This is a genomic window from Staphylococcus sp. HMSC14C01 (genome assembly GCF_001808085.1).
GTDB lineage: Bacteria > Bacillota > Bacilli > Staphylococcales > Staphylococcaceae > Staphylococcus > Staphylococcus hominis.
The window spans coordinates 24,335-44,403 of the sequence record NZ_KV792040.1 but is presented as its reverse complement, the minus strand read 5'-3'; the positions used below and the strand labels follow the sequence as shown (position 1 = coordinate 44,403).

Here is a 20,069-nt window from a genome sequence, read left to right as displayed (position 1 = left end):
TTCTAGATTAAAAGCATTTAAATTAAAAAAAGTGGAACGATGATATTATCTCATCTTTGTTCCACTTTTATTATATTAACTTTTAAATATTAAACAATTCTACTTAATGCATTATCAAAAGCATGAATCGTTTTTTCAATATCTTCTTTGGTATGTGCGGTAGATAAGAATGTTCCTTCAAATTGAGAAGGTGGTAAAAATATGCCTTCTTTAGCCATTTCTCTATACATATTACTAAATAACTCTAAATCACTTTGATTCGCTTCTTCAAAGTTGGTTACAGGTCCTTTATTTAAGAAATAACCAATCATAGAACCAGCTCTATTTACTGTAATAGGAACATTGTGTTTAGCAAATACCTCTTTAAGTCCTTTTTCTAATATATCGACTAATTCTTGGAAATACTCATATGATTCAGGCGTTAATTGACTTAGTGTTTCATAACCACTTGTCATTGCTAAAGGATTACCAGATAGAGTTCCCGCTTGATAAATATTACCTACTGGAGCAATTTTATCCATAATTTCTTTTTTGCCTCCAAAAGCACCTACAGGTAAGCCACCGCCAATCACTTTTCCTAGGCATGTGATATCTGGTGTCACACCAAAATAACCTTGAGCACAGTTATACCCTACACGGAAACCTGTCATGACTTCATCAAAGATAAGTAAAGAACCATATTCTTTAGTGACTTCCCTTAATCCTTCTAAGAAACCTTTTTTAGGGGGTACAACACCCATATTTCCTGCAACTGGTTCTACTATCACACCAGCAATATCATCTCCATAATTTTCAAATGCTACTTTAATCGCATCTAAATCATTATAAGGTACTGTAATTGTGTTTTTAGCTGTGCCTTCAGGTACTCCTGGTGAATCTGGAAGACCTAAAGTTGCTACACCTGAACCTGCTTTGATAAGCAATGAATCGCTATGTCCGTGATAGCATCCTTCAAACTTAACAATTTTATTTCTACCAGTGTAACCTCTAGCCAGTCTTAATGCCGCTAAAGTAGCTTCAGTACCTGAAGAAACCATTCTTACTTTTTCAATTGAAGGCACTCTTTCAATAACAAGTTCAGCTAATTTATTTTCTTCTAGTGTTGAAGCACCAAAACTAGTGCCTTTATCTACAGCATCATGTAATTTACTAATGACTTGTTTATTTTTATGACCTAAAATTAATGGTCCCCAACTTAATACATAATCAATGTATTCATTGCCATCTATATCATAAATTTTCGAACCTTCACCATGATCCATAAAAATTGCTGGTGTATCTACTGATTTAAATGCTCTTACAGGGCTATTGACACCACCAGGCATAAGTGTTTCAGCAATGCGCATTGCTTCTTGTGATTTTTCATAAGTCATTAACTTGTTCCTCCTTAACCATTATTTATCTAAGTAACGACAAATATCTTTCGCGAAATAAGTAATAATCATATCTGCGCCCGCACGTTTCATTGATACCATTTGTTCCATAACCACACGTTCTTCATCTATCCAACCATTTTGAGATGCTGCTTTAGTCATAGCATATTCACCACTAACATTATAAGCAATAACAGGAATATTAGTGTTATTTTTTACATCTCTAACAATATCTAAATAACTTAAAGCTGGTTTGACAATCATCATGTCTGCGCCTTCTTTTAAGTCACTTTCTAATTCTCTTAGTGCTTCTAAACGATTAGCTGGATCCATTTGATACGTTTTTCTATCTCCAAATGAAGGAGCTGAATCTGCAGCATCTCTAAATGGTCCAAAGAAACTAGAAGCATATTTAATGCCATAGCTCATAATTGGAATATTATAATAACCAGCTTCATCTAAACCTTGTCGAATTTCGGTAACAAAACCATCCATCATATTACTTGGAGCAATAATGTCAGCGCCAGCTTCGACTTGAGAAATTGCTGTTTTAACTAATAATGGTAAAGATTTGTCATTATCAACATCATGCGTATGATCATCAATGATACCGCAATGACCATGATCCGTATATTCACATAAACAAGTATCAGCAACGATTAATAAATCTTTATGAAGTTTTTTTGCTCTACGTGTTGCCTCTTGAACAATGCCATTATGATCGTATGCACCAGAACCCACATCATCTTTTTCATTAGGTACGCCAAAGAACATAATCGCTCTAATACCTAAATCATATGCTTCATTAATTTCATCATCTAATAGATTTAAACTTATTTGATATACACCAGGTAACGATTTAATTTCGCTTCTAACATTATCTTTTTCTACTACAAAAATTGGATAAATTAAATCTTCTTTTCTAACATGATTTTCTCTTACTAAACTTCTCATTGTAGCTGAAGAGCGTAATCTTCTATGTCTATCGAATTTCATTATTTATTCCTACTTTCTAAAAATGTGTTTATTAATGCTTCAGAAGTTTGTTTATCTGCAATATAAGGTTCATAACCATAGGCTCTAATGCTATTTGCAGTTTGTTGACCTATAGCATAGTAATTTTTAAAATGCTTAGGAAATGCCTCACTAAAATAATAACGCACTGCAGATGAACTTGAAAATGTTAATGCTTCAACTTGATTATGTTGAATTAGATTGATAACTTCAATAATATTCTCTCTATCCGCTATAGGTGTATACAAGTCAATTTTCACAACATTATTATGTTCAGCGAGAGTTTGTTGCAATTTTGGTCTTGCCTGTGCACTGCTCGGAATTAAAATAGAAGATTTTTCTAGATTTAATCCTTCTAATAAACCTTCTTGAGAATAATCGTTAGGTATAAAATCTATATTTATACCTAATTGTTTACATAACTGCGCAGTTTTAGCGCCTACTACTGCAATATGTTTTACATTCACGTACTCTAAATATTTATAAAATAAATGTACGGCATTTTTTGAAGAAAAAATAAGCCAGTCATAATTATCATGCAAGAGTTGAGTATCAAATTCAAGTGATTGAATTTTAATAAATGGCTTATGAATGACTTCTACCATATCACTCTGTACTTTACTCGTTTGCGTCATAACTATCACTGGTTTCATCTAACTGTAACACCTCTACTAAGATTTAGTATTAATGTGATGCTTCTTCGTTTAATTTTCTTATAATTTCATACGCACCTTGTTCTTTAAGTATCTCACTTACTCTGTTCCCTAATTTTACAGGGTCAGTTCCTACTTCAGTATGTTCATAACGTTCCTTACCATCTGGTGTCATGATTAAGCCTGTAAACTCAATTTCATTGTTATTGTTATAATTCGCATATCCACCAATTGGAACTTGACAACTTCCATCCATTGCAGCTAAAAATGTTCGTTCGGCCGTTACACAATTTGCAACTTCATTATTGTGAACTTTTTGAAGTAACTCGAGAAGTTCAATATCGTTACTACGGCACTCAATGCCAAGAGCACCTTGACCGATTGCAGGTAGTAATGTGTCTTTATCTAAATAAGTTGTTACTACGTCATCAGACCAACCCATACGTTTGAGTCCTGCTGCTGCTAAAATAATCGCATCATAATCTTCTGTTTCTAATTTATTTAAACGTGTATCAATATTACCACGAATCCATTTAATTTTTAGATGAGGATATTTAGATAATATTTGTGCACCTCTTCTTAATGAACTTGTACCAACTATACTATTCTTAGGAAGTTCTTCTAATGGTACGTGATTTTTGGCAATATAGGCATCAAATGGTATTTCTCTATCAGGAATACAACCTAATGTTAAACCTTCTGGAATAATACTAGGAACATCTTTTAATGAGTGTATTGCCATATCGATATCGTTGTTAAATAGTTCATTTTGAATCTCTTTAACAAATAGGCCTTTTCCTCCAACTTTAGATAGTTGTTGATTCACAATTCGATCTCCCTTTGTGACAATCTCTTTAATTTCGATTTCTAAAGATGGATCAATGGCTTTTAATTTATCAATGAATTGTTTACTTTGTGTTAAAGCAAGTTTACTTCTACGTGAACCCACAACTAATTTACGCATAAACAAGGCCTCCTACATAAGTTTTCTTTTAATTAAAATGAGTAGTGAAGAATAAATTCACCATACATAGGCAAAATATCATAATATTAAAATAAATTAAATTAATTGAGATGATTTTCTTTTTTAAATACATAACGATATATACTGTATAAAGAAGCGTAATAATGACAGACAACATAACCTTCGGATCTTTAAATATTGCTATACCAACCGCATAGATTCCCCATTGAGCAATTAAAATTACACTCAATATTAATATTACTAAACCGCCCAAAGTTGAAAAAAATATAATTTTTTCAAGAGTTGCTACACTGCCAATTCTAAAATATTTCTGATTAAAGTTTTTTTCTTTAAGGTTTTTATATTGAATGATATATAGCAATGCATTTACAAATGCAAGTGCAAAAAAAGCATAACTCAATACTGCAAGCCCTACATGTACAAGTAATAATTCATTTATAACTTGTACTTTTTGTATACTGTTTGTATAGTGTTCAGGTCTAAATGTATTCATCGTTAATAAGATAAATCCAATTACATTCAAAAAAAAACAGAAAAACTTAGAACTTTAATAATATTTAAAACTAGAGAAATAGAAATAATCATCCATGACAAGAAGAAAAAAACATCAAATATGGAATTAAACAATACATCACTATGCGAAGTAATATACATAGACAAAGAGATTGTTTGTAAAAACCAAACAATCCCTAAGGCATAAATTCCAAGTACTCTAATCTTATGACTCTTCCGAACAAAGTCTATAAAATAACAAAGAATGCTAATTAAATATACAATTAATATAATTTCATGAAATCTAATAAATAGCGTTTCTTGCATATTATCACCATTTTAATATGCTTATTCAAAACTAAAGATATGTCGTACTGAAAGTTCCTTTTCTTTTTTTCGTTCTTTCACTGCTTTATAAGGATCTTCGGCTTCAATATCAAATATATTTTGAAATAGCTCTAATTTTTCATTACTTTTTTTATCGTTACTCAATTCCTTAGCCTGTTTAATTGGATCTTTCAACATTTGATTAATAATACTTTTAGTATGTTTAGAAATGACTGTTCGTTCTCGTTCAGATAGATTCGGTAATTTTCTATCGATACTATCCATTGTTTCAGCTTGAATAGTCATTGCTTTTTCACGTAAAGCTCTTATTACAGGAACTACACCCAACATATTTACCCAATCATTATGTGCTTTAATTTCAGCAGGAATTTCATTAGAAATAGCTTCAGCCGCCATTTGTCGTTCTTTTAAATTAGCATCAACTAAACCTTTTAAATCATCTACATCATAATTAAATACGTCATCACTTAAATTATGACATGGTTCAATATCTCGTGGTACTGCAATGTCTAATAATAATAATTTAGATTTTCTATATGATAGTGCCTGATTAATCATACTTTTAGTAATAATATAATCTGGTGAACTAGTAGAACTAATAACAATATCAGTTGAAGTTAATAAACTAGGTAAAGATTCTAGCTTATCATAACTAACTTGATGTTTTTCAGCTAAAATTCTAGCTTTACTTTCTGTTCGATTTACAATTGTAATATGATTAATGCCTGAGCCGAGTAAATTTAATAACGACAATTCACTCATTTCACCTGCACCAATAATAACAGCATGTTTATTTTTTAATTTACCTAATACTTTTTTTGATAATTCCACAGCAGCATATGAAACACTTACAGCATTATCTGCGATATCTGTTTCATTATGTGCTTTTTTAGCAAAAGTAATTGCTTGTTTAAATAGATGATTAAAGATAGTTCCAGTTGTTTTTAAATCTTGCGCTAAGAAAAATGCATCACGCATTTGGCCTAAAATTTGTGTTTCTCCTAACACAATTGAATCTAAACCTGAAGTTACACGCAATAGATGTTCTACTGCTTCGTCCCCCACTTTAACTTCAGACATTGCTTTAATATCATCTACTTCAAATCCAAATGAACGAGCTAAAAATCGTTGAATATAATATCGTCCTGTATGAATTTGATCCACTACAGCATATACTTCTGTACGATTACATGTCGATAATATTACATTTTCTAAAATTGCTTTAGTTTCGAATAAATCTTCATTGGCTAATCGTAAGGCATCATCTCTAAAAGCAACTTGCTCTCTTAAAGCTACATCAGCAGTACGATGATTTATGCTAATAGCAATAAAATGCATTTATAACGCCCTCCATATACTAACAATATCGTTAGTATAACACATTTTAGAATGAATTTAAGTTTGATGCTCAAATAAATTAGAAACATTCTAATGTGAAGTCAAAATTTCGTCACTTAATTACAAGATATTTCTTTTAATTTATATAATTAGCAATAATATCCCAAATGTATTGCTGTTTAGAATTTTGAATAGAAGAGTAACTTATAATTGTATCGTTTGGATCTAAATCTAATTTTTGTTTTATATTTTTTATATGTTTTTGAACTTTACCTTTCGCAATTTTATCTTCCTTAGTACAAATGACTAGTGTTGGCAGATCGAAATGTTTTAAATAATTATACATTAATACATCATCTTCGGTAGGATTATGTCGTAAATCTACAAGTTGAATGACTAAACCTAGATTTTCTCGTTTAGTTAAATACTCTTCTATCATTTTCCCAAATTTTTCACGCTGTGATTTACTTACTTTTGCATATCCATATCCAGGAACATCAACAAAAATAAGTTGTTCATCAATATTATAGAAGTTTAGAGTTTGCGTTTTTCCAGGCTGTTGTGAAGTACGAGCCATATTTTTTCTACCAATCATACTATTAATAAAAGAGGACTTACCCACATTAGAACGTCCACTTAAAGCGATTTCAGTTAAATTGGTTTCAGGATATTGTTCTTCTTTCACTGCACTAATCATTAATTCTATATTATTTGGGTTAATATTCATATTCAAACACCTCTTCATTATTATAGCTGCTTTATTATAATATAAATGTTTAAAAATCTAAAATTTTAAAAAAATGATATGTATAAAAATAAGGAAGCAGTTTCGAACTCAAATGAATTCTATCACCACTTCCTTATTATATGGTTGATAATTAAGCTGAAGTTTTAGTACCGTTCAATAAATTACCTTCTGAATCATACATTTCAGGCTCGATTTCCTCATTAATTGTTTGAGCAGTTACTACAACTTTAGCAACATCACTTGTTGAAGGTACATCATACATAATATCAATTAAAGATTCTTCTATAATTGATCGTAATCCACGTGCTCCAGTTTTTCGTTCAATTGCTTTTTCACTGACTGCTGCCAAAGCTTCTTCAGTAAATTCTAATTCAACGTTATCAAGAGCTAACATTTTTGTATATTGCTTAACTAACGCGTTTTTAGGTTGCGTTAAAATATTTTTAAGCGCTTCAACATCTAATGTTTCTAAATTAGCAACTATTGGTACACGTCCAATAAATTCTGGAATTAAACCATATGCTTGTAAATCTTCAGGACGAATTTGTGCTAATAAAGCTTCTTCATCATACTTATCTGCTTCATTGCTAGCAAAACCGATAACTTTTTCACCTAAACGGCGTTTAATGACTTCATCAATACCATCAAACGCACCACCTAATATAAATAGAATATTAGTTGTGTCAATTTGAATCAATTCTTGGTTAGGATGTTTACGGCCACCTTGAGGTGGTACACTTGCTGTTGTACCTTCTAAGATTTTAAGTAATGCTTGTTGTACACCTTCACCAGAAACATCACGCGTAATTGATGTATTTTCAGATTTTCTAGCAATTTTATCAATTTCGTCTACATAAATAATTCCTTTTTCTGCTTTATCAATGTCAAAATCAGCAGCTTGAATCAAACGTAATAAAATATTTTCAACATCATCACCAACATAACCTGCTTCAGTTAAACTTGTTGCATCTGCAATAGCAAATGGTACATTCAATGTTTTAGCAAGTGTTTGTGCAAGTAATGTTTTACCGCTACCCGTTGGTCCAATTAAGGCGATATTACTTTTTTGTAACTCAACATCATCTTCATTTGGACCCAATTGTTGAATACGTTTGTAATGATTGTAAACTGCCACTGCTAAAGATTTTTTAGCTTTTTCTTGGCCAATAACATATTCATTTAAATGGTCCATAATTTCTTTAGGCGTCGGTAATTCAGTAAATTCTTCTGAAGTAGCTTGAGCTAATTCTTCTTCAACAATTTCAGAACATAGTTCGATACATTCATTACAAATGTATACACCACTACCTGCTACTAATTTTTTAACTTGATCTTGGTCCTTACCACAGAAAGAACATTTTAAATTTTCTTCATCTTCATTAAATTTAAACATTCATTTACACCTCTATCCTTAAACGACTATACTAGATAGCATTCTACAATGCAAATTGATAGTTAACAACTAAAATGCTTAAAACATATAGTAGCAGATACATATAATGATGCACCTGCTACTTATTTTTAAACTTTATATCAATTTAAAAGTTTATTATTTGTCTTCTTTTTTATCTTCTTTAGCTGAATCAACATATTTAGCATTGTCTCTTAATAAGTCAATTACTTTTTGAATACGTACATCATTTTTAATGATATCAGTATTACCAAGAGTTTGTTTAATATCTTCTACTGAGATATTAAATTGACTGCTCATTTTTTCTAATTCTTTATCAATATCTTCATCTGTGACTTCGATATTTTCTTCATCTGCAATTGCTGATAATGTTAAGTTTGTTTTAACACGTTGCTCTGCATCATCTTTCATTTGTTCTCTTAATTGAGATTCATCTTGACCAGAAATTTGGAAGTAAGTTTGTAAGTCTAAACCTTGTTGTTGGATTCTTTGACCAAATTCTTGAACCATACGATCTAATTCAGTGTCAATCATAGCTTGTGGAATATCAATTGTTGTATTTTCAGTTACTTTATTAATTGCTTCTTCTTTTTCCACATTTTCAGCATCTTGTGCTTTTTGTTCTGATAAACGTTTGCGTAAGTTTTCTTTATACTCATCTACTGAATTAGCATCTGAATCTAATTCATTTGCAATTTCATCAGTTAATTCGGGTACTTCTTTGTATTTAATTTCATTTACTTTAGTTTTGAATGTAGCTTCTTTACCAGCTAATTCTTCAGCGTGATATTCTTCTGGGAATGTTACAACAACGTCTTTTTCTTCTCCAGTTTTAACGCCTACTAATTGATCTTCAAATCCTGGAATAAATGAACCTGAACCGATTTCTAAATCATAACCATCAGCTTGGCCACCTTCAAATTGTTCGCCATCTACATAACCATCAAAGTCAATATTTACAGTGTCTCCTTCTTCAACTGCACCATCTTCTTTAACAACCATATCAGCTAAATGACCTAAACTATGATCAATTTCATCTTGTAAATCTTGATCAGTTAATTCAGAATCTTGTTTTTCAATTTCAAGACCTTTATAATCTCCTAATTTAACTTCAGGTTCAACAGTCACTGTTGCTTCAAATTCGAAATCTTTACCTTTTTCAATTTGAGTTACATTAATTTCAGGTTGAGCGACTGGATTGATTTTAGTTTCTTCAATGGCTTCACCATAAGCTTCAGGTAAAAGAATATCTACTGCATCTTGATATAATGCTTCAACGCCAAAACGTTGTTCGAAAATTGGACGAGGCACTTTACCTTTACGGAAACCAGGCACGTTAATTTGTTTAACCACTTTTTTAAATGCTTGATCTAATGCTTTATTTACTTTTTCTGCTGGAACAGTAACTTTTAATAAACCTTCGTTACCTTCTTTTTTTTCCCAAGTTGCTGTCATGTATAAATACCTCCATGCTTACATTTTTAATTTTTTCAACTTCCCTATTATATCATAGGTCCAATATGGACACAAACAATGTTTTATAGGGGATTTTAAATAGTAATTCAACTTTACAGAATCATTTAAGTAAACTAAAATGATTTGCTCACATTTAATTATCTAACTGATAAATTAATGTTAATAATTCTTGATTTGCTTCACTTACTTCTATACCAATCATTGACTTAAAATAAACATCATAAGCTATTATCCAATCTTCTTCATTAAAAAGTGAAAATATATCAAGTGGATATAGTTTTATTGAATGATTATTCATCACATACTGAGCTTCATTTTGTATATTCAAAGCTCCATTTTCTAATCTATCGAGAACTTTGGGAATAACAGTAGTTTTCATATCTGTGTGTTCTAAACCTTTTAATGTTGTAGGGAGGATGTTGACTTCATAACCATACTTCTCAATTTTTATTTCACTATCATAATTTGAAAAACGTAAATACTCAAGCATGAGACTTTTTAAATTATAAGATTCTACTTGATTAGATAATAAAAAAGCAACCGTCTTTCTGAATTCATAATGTCCGTTATCAATGAGTTTAATCATTAATTTAGTTTGACGATTTAAATCTAAACTAGTAAATTCTGATAATAATTGACTAGAAAGTTTCTTGTCTTCATCTAATTTAGATTGGGCATATTCTTTTAATGGAAAGAGTGCCATTCTAGTTTTATGTTCTTTCACTTCGTTAATGATTTGATTAATGACTTCAATTGCTTCATAATTCTGATTTAAACCTATTAATGCTTTAATATAGAAAATAATTAGTTCGTCGTAATGAGGTATACCTTTTTTTAAGAAAATAATTGCTTCTTCTCTTAATTCTAAATATAACCCTAATTCATTTAACATGTCACATTTAATCAAAGATAATTGATTATCTAACTCGAATGAGGCTTCATATATATCAAACAATTGATACATTTCTTTATATTTATTTTGTTGTTGTGCATTTAAAATATTATGATATAATTTTTGCTTTGATTGAGGAAAAGGGATAATATCAGACATATTGAGCCCCCTTTATTTTAAATCTTTTAAAATTAACGCACTCCATGATTCAAAATGATTTAAATCATTTATTTCATCTTGTGATACCCAATTAATTTTTAAAGTGTCAGTTTCTCTAACTTCTACATCACTAGATTTCACCTTAATTTTGAAAACAACACCTATATGAACTTTACCTACTGCATTAGTATCATCATTAATAAAACCAATATATTCCATATTTTGAGATCTATCTTCAGATAATCCTACTTCTTCATTAAGTTCTCTTTGTGCATTCACTCTTAAAACTTCATTAATTGAATCGGCACCAACAACATTATTCATATGTCCACCAACACCCACTGAAGACTGTCCGTGTAAGCGTTCTTCTCCGCCACCACTTAAACGTTGATATACTAAGATTTCATCATTTTCATTTTCTAAAAGACAATATGAAATAAGTTGTTTATAAGATGGATCTTCTTCCATATCTCCACGTCTTTTTACTTCATAGTTTTTAAACGTATTAAATATTTCTTCACCTTGAACATCGTTTTTCGATAAGAATCCATTAAATGCATTTTTTTCATTATCAAATAATAATTCTCTTGATACGACGATGATTTGTTCATCAAATTTAGACATAGTTAACTCCTTGAAATTAATATTCTTTTTTAATAGTTTAACAAACCAATGATTTAAATCACAATGATATTTAACTGGTTCGTTTACTTATCATAATTCTATTAAAGAATATTTGATGAATAAAAGTAAATAAAAAAGCCAATAAGGTTTTATAGTTACCTTATTGGCTTTTAAATATTAATTATTTTAAAGCATCTTTAGCTTTTGATACTAATTCACCGAAAGCTTTATCGTCTGAAATAGCAATTTCAGAAAGCATTTTACGGTTAATGTTAATGTCAGCCTTTTTCAAACCGTTCATTAAACGAGAATAGCTGATGTCATGTTGACGTGCAGCTGCATTAATACGTGTAATCCATAATTTACGGAAATCACGTTTACGTTGACGACGGTCACGGAATGCGTATTGACCTGATTTCATCACTTGTTGTTTTGCTACTTTATATAATGTATGTTTTGAACCGAAGTAACCTTTAGCTAATTTAATCGTTTTTTTACGACGTGCTCTTGTTACTGTTCCACCTTTAACTCGTGGCATGTTAAATTCCTCCTTAAATATATCGCTTTATCATCGTTCGAAAGTAATATTAATTATTTTTTGTAAGCTAATAATTGTTTTACGCGTTTCATATCGCTTTTAGATACTAGTTTAGCTTTACGTAATTTACGTTTTTGTTTAGTATTTTTATTTGCAAATAAGTGAGATGTGAAAGCTCTAGAACGTTTTAATTGACCTGAACCAGTTCTTTTAACACGTTTAGCTGCTCCACGGTGAGTTTTCATTTTTGGCATGATTCATTTCCTCCTAATAAAAGTAAATTATTTTTCGTTTATAGGCGCTAACATAATAAACATTTGGCGCCCTTCCATTTTAGGTTTTTGTTCAACAGTGGCAATATCTTTACATTCGTCTGCAAATTTTTCTAAAACACGTTGACCAATTTCTTTGTGTGTAATTGCACGACCTCTGAAACGAATAGAAACTTTACATTTGTCACCTTTAGTTAAGAATTTACGTCCATTTTTCAACTTAGTTTGGAAATCGTGTTCCTCAATAGTTGGACTTAAACGAATTTCTTTAACATTGATAACTTTTTGTTTTTTCTTCATTTCTTTTTCTTTTTTCTGTTGTTCGAATTTATATTTACCATAATCCATAATTCTTGCAACAGGTGGTTTAGCATTTGGTGCAACAACTACTAAATCTAATTCAACTCTTTCAGCCATCTCAAGAGCTTCTCTTTTAGATTTAACACCAATTTGGTCACCATTTTGGCCAATTAAACGTAATTCTTTTGCGCGAATTTTTTCGTTAACTTGCGTTTGATCTTTTGCTATGGTTGACACCTCCCAAAATTTTACGAAATTTTCCCAAGCAAAAAGAGCGGACAATATTTGCCCGCTCTTCACTCATACACGATAATTGTGTGACATGATTAACCTGCCAACAGCTTTTTGCGTCGCTACAGGTGAGAAACGGGTGTTTCTACTTGGTTCGTTTCGTAATCAACGATACTAATCATATCAAGTTTTATTAAGCATGTCAATTGTTTTTTTAAAATTAGTGATGTTTTACTTCATTCATTGAGACATCTTGGCTTAAATCAACTTCTTCAAGAGGTATTTTTTTAGTTTTATATCTTAATTTATGATAAATAAAGAATACTAAAAATACTGGAATACCCATATACGTAATAATAAATCGATTAAGATCAAAGTGCCCTGTTTTAATGAAATCTACATCTTGTCCAACAATCACAATCACACACAATATACCTGCAAATATTGGACCGAATGGGAACCATTTCGCTTTATATTTCAATTCTGATTTACGATGATGCTGAACATTAAATGCTCGTCTAAAGCGATAATGACTTACTGCAATACCTACCCAAGCAATAAACCCTGTCATACCACTGGCAGCTACAATATATTCATAAGCATTTCCGCTTAATTTTTGTACTAAGAAAATAACGACTACAAGTACACCAGTAGCAATCAATGATAAATATGGCACGCCATGTTTATTCGTTTTACCAAATGAAGCGAAAGCTAATTTATCTTTACTCATTGAATATAACATACGTGTTGATGCATACATCCCTGAATTACCAGCTGATAATACTGAGGTTAAAATAACTGCATTCATAAATGAAGCAGCGAATGCTAACCCTGCATTTTTAAAGACAAGCGTAAATGGAGATGTTGCAACATCGTTATCTCCACCCATTAATGCATTACTATTGTAAGGAATTAACATACCAATAACAAAGATGGCTAAAATGTAAAATAATAATATTCTCCAGAAAACTTGTTTAATTGCTTTTGGAACAGCACGTTCTGGATTCTCAGATTCTCCAGCAGTAATGCCTATTAATTCAGTACCTTGGAAGGAGAAACCAGCAACTAAGAATACACCTAGAATTGAAAGTAAACTACCGCCAAGATTTCCACCTAGGATTGGCCCATCACCTTTAGTAAATGTCTCAAATCCTACAAAATGTCCACCCATAATTCCTAATATAGTTAAAATACCAATAATTATAAAAATAATTACTGTAATCACTTTTATAAGTGCAAACCAATATTCACTTTCACCATATACTCTGACAGATAAAGAGTTTAATGCGAAAATAATAACTATAAAGATACAACTCCATACCCATGCTGGTATCCCTGCCATAGGTGTCCAATACTGAATGACTTGCGCTGCAATAGTTACATCTGCCGCTACAGTAATTACCCAGTTAAACCAATAGTTCCAGCCTAATGCGAATCCTAATGATGGATCTACAAATCGTGTTGCATAGGTACTAAATGAACCCGAAACAGGTAAATACGTAGCCATTTCTCCTAAAGAAGTCATTAAAAAGAATACCATAGCTCCAATAATTGCATATGCAATAAGCGCACCTAATGCACCGGCATCGTGAATAGCACCACCTGAGGTCATAAATAGGCCTGTACCAATACAGCCTCCCATTGCAATCATGGAGATGTGACGATCTTTTAACCCTCTCTTCATACCACTATCTTGATTTTCAACTTTACTCATATAAGCTCCCTTTCTTAATGTAGAGGTTAGCTAAGTATTTATTTGTTATGTGAAGATAATTAACATATTTAATTTTTATAAATGATATGTAAATCAAATTACAAATTAAAAAATAGGTACATACCGTTAAGATATGCACCCATTACTTAATCTATATCGGTAGCACATCACAAACTGTGACAGTACAGTTTCTATTCGATAACTGTCCCAACAAATCATAAGTATGGTTATCATTTGTTTCGGCATCTTTACCTTTCATACTTTCAACATACGTTCCATATCAACTTCTGAAGTATTACTTTTTAAAGATGCAACCTCTAACTCATTTTTATTTAACTACTTTGTAATATACATTAAGAATATTATTTTATCAAGACTATCTACGTTTTTTTAGACGAATTTCATCTACTAAGTTCCAGATAAATTCATCTCTTTCTATTGTTTCTTGATCTTGTGAGCCATACTTACGAACATTTACTTCGTTGTTTTCAACTTCTTTATCTCCTACTACAATTTGATAAGGAATTTTTTGCATTTGTGCCTCTCGAATTTTATAGCCCATTTTTTCGTTACGATCATCAATTTCTACACGAACACCTTGAGATTTTAATTCATCTTGTAAATTTCTCGCATAGTCATAATGTAAATCTACATTTACTGGAATAATCTCAACTTGTTTTGGAGCTAACCATGTTGGGAAAGCACCTTTAGTTTCTTCAGTTAAGAAAGCTACAAAACGTTCCATAGTTGAAACTACGCCACGATGAATAACAACAGGACGGTGATTTTCACCATCACTACCAATATAAGAAAGGTCAAATCGTTCAGGTAGTAAGAAATCAAGTTGTGCAGTTGAAAGGGTTTCTTCTTTACCCATTGCAGTTTTAACTTGAACATCTAATTTAGGGCCATAGAATGCTGCTTCTCCAATGGCTTCAACATATGGTAAGCCCATTTCATCTACTGCTTCTTTAAGCATAGACTCAGCTTTATTCCACATGTCATCATCGTCCATATATTTTTCTTTATCTTCAGGATCTCTGTAACTTAATCTGAAAGTGTAATCTTCAAAACCAAAGTCTTCATAGACATCTTGTATCATATGAACAACGCGTTTGAATTCATCTTTAATTTGGTCAGGACGCACAAAGATATGAGAATCATTTAAAGTCATACCTCTTACACGTTGTAAGCCTGATACTGCACCACTTGCTTCATATCTATGCATAGTACCTAATTCAGCAATACGAATTGGTAATTCACGATAAGAATGTGGTTTATTATTATAAACCATCATATGATGTGGACAGTTCATTGGACGTAATACCATTTCTTCAGTTTCATCTAATTTCATTGGTGGGAACATATCATCTCTATAGTGATCCCAATGACCTGAAGTTTTATAAAGTTCAACGTTAGCTAGAACTGGGGTATATACATGATCATATCCCATGCTTACTTCCTTATCTACAATATAACGTTCAATTTCACGGCGAATTGTTGCACCATTTGGTAACCATAGTGGAAGACCAGCACCAACAAGTTGATTATTTGTAAATAATTCTAAATCTTTACCAATACGACGATGATCACGTTCACGACGTTCCTCTAACATGTCTAAATGTGCTTTTAAATCTTTTTTATCAAAGAAAGCAGTACCATATATACGTTGTAACATTTTATTGTCGCTATCCCCACGCCAATATGCACCTGCAGTAGAAAGAAGTTTAAATTCTTTAATTTTTGAAGTTGATGACACATGAACACCACGGCATAAATCTGTAAATTCACCTTGAGTATATAATGTTACATTCTCATCTTCAGGAATTGCATCTATTAATTCTAATTTATATGGATCATCTTTAAAGAAATCTTTTGCTTCTTCACGAGAAACCACTTTACGTTCAATTTTATAATTTTCGTTAACAATTTGTTTCATTGTTTTTTCGATTTTTTCAAAGTCATCTGATGATACTTTTTTATCCATGTCAAAGTCGTAGTAAAAACCGCCTTCAATCACTGGACCAACACCGAATTTAACATCTCCATAAATTCGTTTTAATGCTTGAGCCATTAAATGAGCAGTTGAATGACGTAATACCTCTAGAGCTTCATCACTACCAGGTGTAACAATTTCAATTGCCCCATCTTCTTCAAGTGGACGAGTTAAATCAACGAGTTGATTATTAAATTTTCCTGCTACTGCTTTTTTTCGAAGTCCAGGACTAATTGATTGTGCAATGTCTTCTGTAGTAGTTCCTTTATCAAATGATTTTGAATTGCCATCTGGAAACTTAATATTAATTTGTTCCATATCGAAACCCTCCATAAATTTTATTCTATGATCGCTGAAGAAAATAAAAAAACTCCTCCCTATAAAAGGGACGAGTTCGTCGCGGTACCACCCTAGTTATCTAGATGTATTCTAGATATCTCTTCATAAGATAACGGTCTTGAGCCGGATACTGATTACCAGCATCTAAATATGAAGGAGTAATAATTTAATATATCAACCAAATTCTCATCAATTGTTGGCTTGCTGTATGATAGAGATTAAATTATCATATCTTCATTTATTTCAACGATTTAGATTTATCTTTATTATACATCACACATTGTAAATTTCAATTATTTCGTAAATTTTTTCCATCTAAATAAAATTCATTTGCTAAACTTTTGATACGTTCGATAATTCGAGCAGCTTTCGTTATTTCTGCCCCTTTGTTTGATATAGATAAATGATGTTCTAATTCTTCCAAATTTAGATTTGAACTAAAGAATGTTGGTAATTCATGAACCATACGATAATGTAATAAGGGACCTATCACCTCATCCCTTACCCATGTTGTGACATCCTCAGCTCCGATATCATCTAACATTAATATATTTGCTTCTCGTATACGCTCTAACTTTTCATTATAACTCCCATCTTTAAAACCACCTTTTAGTATACGAATGTATTCAGGTAAATATACTATTGTAGATGGCACATGTTTTGACTTAAGCTGGTTTGCGATAGCTCCTAAAATAAAAGATTTGCCTGTTCCAAAAGGGCCATGTATATAAAGACCCTTAACGCGTTCACCGTTAACTAACTTTTTACAAATATCGTTAACTTCCATAGCTATTTCAAGTCGACTTCTATCGTTAGTATAGATATCTTTAACTTTTGCATTTAACGTATCTCGTTGCATGTGATGAGCAGTAATGAGTTGTGAACTTAAACGTTCTTCATCGTATTTAATTTTGCAAGGACATAATCGATAACGAACTTTAATACGCTCATTTTCTATATATAATTCTGGAATATGACCTTTAACAAAGTTTGGACAGTGTGCATAATCGTGACCATCGTAGTGTTTTTGTTGATCTTTATATTCTTGAAGTACATTTAAATCTTTATCAATCATTTCATTAGTAAGTTCTGACTGGTGTTGATTTAAAAATTGTTTAACATCAGAATCATTAATGACTTGATGTTTTATTTTAGCAATTCTTTTGTTTAAATTATCTTGATTTTTTATAAGTTTACTAAATGGTTTCATCTAATCCTCCCAATCTTGTTCTAATTGAGCACGAAACGCTTCTCTATCTTTTTCAAATTGCGCATCATTATTGTTTGGTTTTTCATCTTGTTGGTTTTTATCTTTTAACCATTTTGGTGTTTTTTCTATTGATGCAACGTCACGTTGTTTATATTGACGTTTTGTTTTTTTAGTTATACTATCATTGATTTGTTGATTTGTTTTCAGCGCATAATCATATGCTTGTTGTGCAGTTTTAATACCTAACTTTTTCCAATTTGAAGCGATTTCAAATATATAGGATTTAGGAAGTTTCATTTCATTCTTAAGCATTACAAATTGTAATAAAATATTAATTACACCAAATGACAATTTTTCACGCTCTATTAACTCTTCTACCATTCTTTTTTGTTGTAAAGTTGGTTCTGATTCAGACCAAGACGCTAACATATCAATAGGACTTGTGTTTTCTAATAACTTAAACCAACTATCACTTTCCTTTATATCATCAGTAGTCTCATTTGGACGCTGTGATTGTTCTAAATAATTAGAAGGATTAGCTTTAGTTTGTAACTTAGGAAGCTGTTGTTGATGCTCAATTAAGTAATGAGACCTTGCTTGTTTTCTCATCTCTTCAAATGATAACGTTTGATTTTGTGTGATAGAGTTAAGAATGATTCGTTTCATAGAAGTAGGCGTTAACCCATATAAAGTAGCCAATTGTAAAATTAATTGTTTTGCCTCTTTAGTAATAATTTCTCCACTTATAAAATGATGTTGTAACATATCTCTCAACATATCAAAGTCAAATGATTCATTATCTAAATCTATAGTAGCTGAATGATTTTCCTTTTGAATTGTTGAAGCATCAATAGATATATTTTTATGTGGAACTTTGAATACATCAGTAAATTTGCGCGTTACTTGCTGAAATTCTTTTAAATCTGGTTCATCTTTTTCAAAATACGCTTTTAAATCTTTATATCTTCGATTATCAACTTCATTGTATAGGTATATAGATAACATTGGATCATTAAAAAATTGGTATGCCGTTGGAGGTTGAATCAATTCATATATAAACAATGACTGATTACTATCATGTTTTACAAATGTTTTAATTAACCCAATGCCTTCAAGTAAATCCATATATTCACGGAATTCTAATAAATTTATTTTAAGCTCATTCATGATAGTGTAATGTGTGAGAATAGTATCTTCAACTTCATCGATAAATTGGTTCATGAAATGATATACACCAATAGCTTTAAAGCCAATTAACGGTATGTACAATCGATTTAATATCTCTAATTGTTGATGATTAAAGAAAAAATGTCGATATACTTTAAATCCATCGTGTGGACTTAAACCATACTCATAAGATTTAAAACTCATTTATGAATCACTCCGTTTGTTATCATCCAAAATACCTTGCATCGATGCTAGTAATTGATCCACATCTTTAAACTCTTTATATACTGACGCAAATCGTACATAAGAGACTTGATCTACATGCATGAGCAAATTCATTACATATTCACCTATATCTCTAGATGAAATTTCTGTATGACCTTTATCGCGTAATTGCCATTCTACTTTATTAGTAATGTCTTCCAATTGTTGATATCTAACTGGTCTTTTTTCACAAGATCTTACAAGACCATTTAATATTTTTTCTCTTAAAAATTGTTCACGTGTGCCATCTTTTTTGACCACAATAAGTGGACTCACTTCAATATGTTCAAATGTTGTAAATCTTGTCCCACAATTCTCACATTCACGTCTTCTACGTATTGCGTTAGCTTCATCAGCATGTCTTGAATCTACCACACGTGAATGTGTGGCACTACATTTTGGGCATTTCATATCTGTCACCCTCTTGAATAGATTATGCTTCATTATACTATAAAAACGATTTATGACAAAAGAACTCATATGTGTTGATAATAAATTGATACAACTTAGCTGTCTAAACCTATA

Annotated in this window: 18 protein-coding genes, 1 pseudogene, 1 riboswitch and 1 other annotated feature; all 19 genes and pseudogenes read right to left on the bottom strand. The window is 31.2% G+C overall.

The features are described 5' to 3' along the window. Window positions 1–89: 89 nt before the first annotated feature. Window positions 90–1,373: a glutamate-1-semialdehyde 2,1-aminomutase gene (hemL, locus tag HMPREF3131_RS07370; RefSeq protein ID WP_070436590.1), complete on the bottom strand. Its 1,284-nt coding sequence runs from the start codon at window positions 1,371–1,373 to the stop codon at window positions 90–92. Between the two features lie 21 nt (window positions 1,374–1,394). Beyond that, window positions 1,395–2,369, bottom strand: coding sequence for a porphobilinogen synthase (hemB, locus tag HMPREF3131_RS07365; RefSeq protein WP_002448944.1), 975 nt, complete (start codon window positions 2,367–2,369; stop codon window positions 1,395–1,397). Next, window positions 2,369–3,040 carry a uroporphyrinogen-III synthase gene (locus HMPREF3131_RS07360; protein ID WP_002448958.1) on the bottom strand — a complete coding sequence of 224 codons (672 nt, stop codon included), beginning with the start codon at window positions 3,038–3,040 and terminating at the stop codon, window positions 2,369–2,371. The genes hemB and HMPREF3131_RS07360 overlap by 1 nt, the downstream gene beginning before the upstream one ends. Before the next feature lie 31 nt (window positions 3,041–3,071). After that, window positions 3,072–4,004: a hydroxymethylbilane synthase gene (gene hemC, locus HMPREF3131_RS07355; RefSeq protein WP_017176145.1), complete on the bottom strand. Its 933-nt coding sequence runs from the start codon at window positions 4,002–4,004 to the stop codon at window positions 3,072–3,074. 28 nt (window positions 4,005–4,032) lie between these two features. Further along, a pseudogene (gene ccsA, locus HMPREF3131_RS07350) lies at window positions 4,033–4,844 on the bottom strand (cytochrome c biogenesis protein CcsA). Window positions 4,845–4,865: 21 nt separating this feature from the next. Continuing rightward, window positions 4,866–6,203, bottom strand: a complete 1,338-nt coding sequence (hemA, locus tag HMPREF3131_RS07345; RefSeq protein ID WP_002488006.1) for a glutamyl-tRNA reductase — start codon at window positions 6,201–6,203, stop codon at window positions 4,866–4,868. A 136-nt stretch (window positions 6,204–6,339) separates the two neighbouring features. After that, a complete protein-coding gene (gene yihA / locus HMPREF3131_RS07340; RefSeq protein WP_002448982.1) occupies window positions 6,340–6,930 on the bottom strand; it encodes a ribosome biogenesis GTP-binding protein YihA/YsxC in 591 nt (196 codons plus the stop codon). A gap of 151 nt (window positions 6,931–7,081) precedes the next feature. Then, window positions 7,082–8,344: an ATP-dependent Clp protease ATP-binding subunit ClpX gene (gene clpX / locus HMPREF3131_RS07335; protein WP_002448985.1), complete on the bottom strand. Its 1,263-nt coding sequence runs from the start codon at window positions 8,342–8,344 to the stop codon at window positions 7,082–7,084. A gap of 156 nt (window positions 8,345–8,500) precedes the next feature. Then, the gene (tig, locus tag HMPREF3131_RS07330) at window positions 8,501–9,817 is read right to left on the bottom strand and encodes a trigger factor (protein WP_017176144.1); all 1,317 of its coding nucleotides are present in this window, start codon (window positions 9,815–9,817) and stop codon (window positions 8,501–8,503) included. Window positions 9,818–9,971: 154 nt separating this feature from the next. Then, window positions 9,972–10,889: a hypothetical protein gene (locus HMPREF3131_RS07325; RefSeq protein ID WP_017176143.1), complete on the bottom strand. Its 918-nt coding sequence runs from the start codon at window positions 10,887–10,889 to the stop codon at window positions 9,972–9,974. Window positions 10,890–10,901: 12 nt separating this feature from the next. Beyond that, window positions 10,902–11,513, bottom strand: a complete 612-nt coding sequence (locus HMPREF3131_RS07320) for an NUDIX domain-containing protein (RefSeq protein WP_017176142.1) — start codon at window positions 11,511–11,513, stop codon at window positions 10,902–10,904. 181 nt (window positions 11,514–11,694) lie between these two features. Further along, window positions 11,695–12,051, bottom strand: coding sequence for a 50S ribosomal protein L20 (rplT, locus tag HMPREF3131_RS07315; protein ID WP_002448983.1), 357 nt, complete (start codon window positions 12,049–12,051; stop codon window positions 11,695–11,697). 53 nt (window positions 12,052–12,104) lie between these two features. Next, on the bottom strand, window positions 12,105–12,305 hold the full coding sequence (gene rpmI / locus HMPREF3131_RS07310; protein WP_002448990.1) for a 50S ribosomal protein L35: 201 nt from the start codon (window positions 12,303–12,305) through the stop codon (window positions 12,105–12,107). Window positions 12,306–12,332: 27 nt separating this feature from the next. Then, the gene (gene infC / locus HMPREF3131_RS07305; RefSeq protein WP_029376817.1) at window positions 12,333–12,860 is read right to left on the bottom strand and encodes a translation initiation factor IF-3; all 528 of its coding nucleotides are present in this window, start codon (window positions 12,858–12,860) and stop codon (window positions 12,333–12,335) included. A gap of 23 nt (window positions 12,861–12,883) precedes the next feature. Beyond that, window positions 12,884–13,011: a sequence feature (ribosomal protein L20 leader region), on the bottom strand. A gap of 63 nt (window positions 13,012–13,074) precedes the next feature. Next, a complete protein-coding gene (locus HMPREF3131_RS07300) occupies window positions 13,075–14,568 on the bottom strand; it encodes an amino acid permease (protein ID WP_002448996.1) in 1,494 nt (497 codons plus the stop codon). A gap of 152 nt (window positions 14,569–14,720) precedes the next feature. Then, window positions 14,721–14,896: riboswitch (Lysine riboswitch) on the bottom strand. A gap of 48 nt (window positions 14,897–14,944) precedes the next feature. Further along, a complete protein-coding gene (gene thrS / locus HMPREF3131_RS07295; RefSeq protein WP_070436589.1) occupies window positions 14,945–16,882 on the bottom strand; it encodes a threonine--tRNA ligase in 1,938 nt (645 codons plus the stop codon). A 310-nt stretch (window positions 16,883–17,192) separates the two neighbouring features. Next, complete coding sequence (gene dnaI, locus HMPREF3131_RS07290) at window positions 17,193–18,113, bottom strand: primosomal protein DnaI (protein ID WP_019835439.1); 921 nt, start codon at window positions 18,111–18,113, stop codon at window positions 17,193–17,195. Continuing rightward, entirely contained in the window at window positions 18,114–19,484 is a 1,371-nt protein-coding gene (locus HMPREF3131_RS07285) for a replication initiation and membrane attachment family protein (RefSeq protein ID WP_049437856.1), read from the bottom strand. Next, complete coding sequence (gene nrdR, locus HMPREF3131_RS07280; RefSeq protein WP_002448939.1) at window positions 19,485–19,955, bottom strand: transcriptional regulator NrdR; 471 nt, start codon at window positions 19,953–19,955, stop codon at window positions 19,485–19,487. It abuts the gene before it with no gap. Window positions 19,956–20,069: the final 114 nt, after the last annotated feature.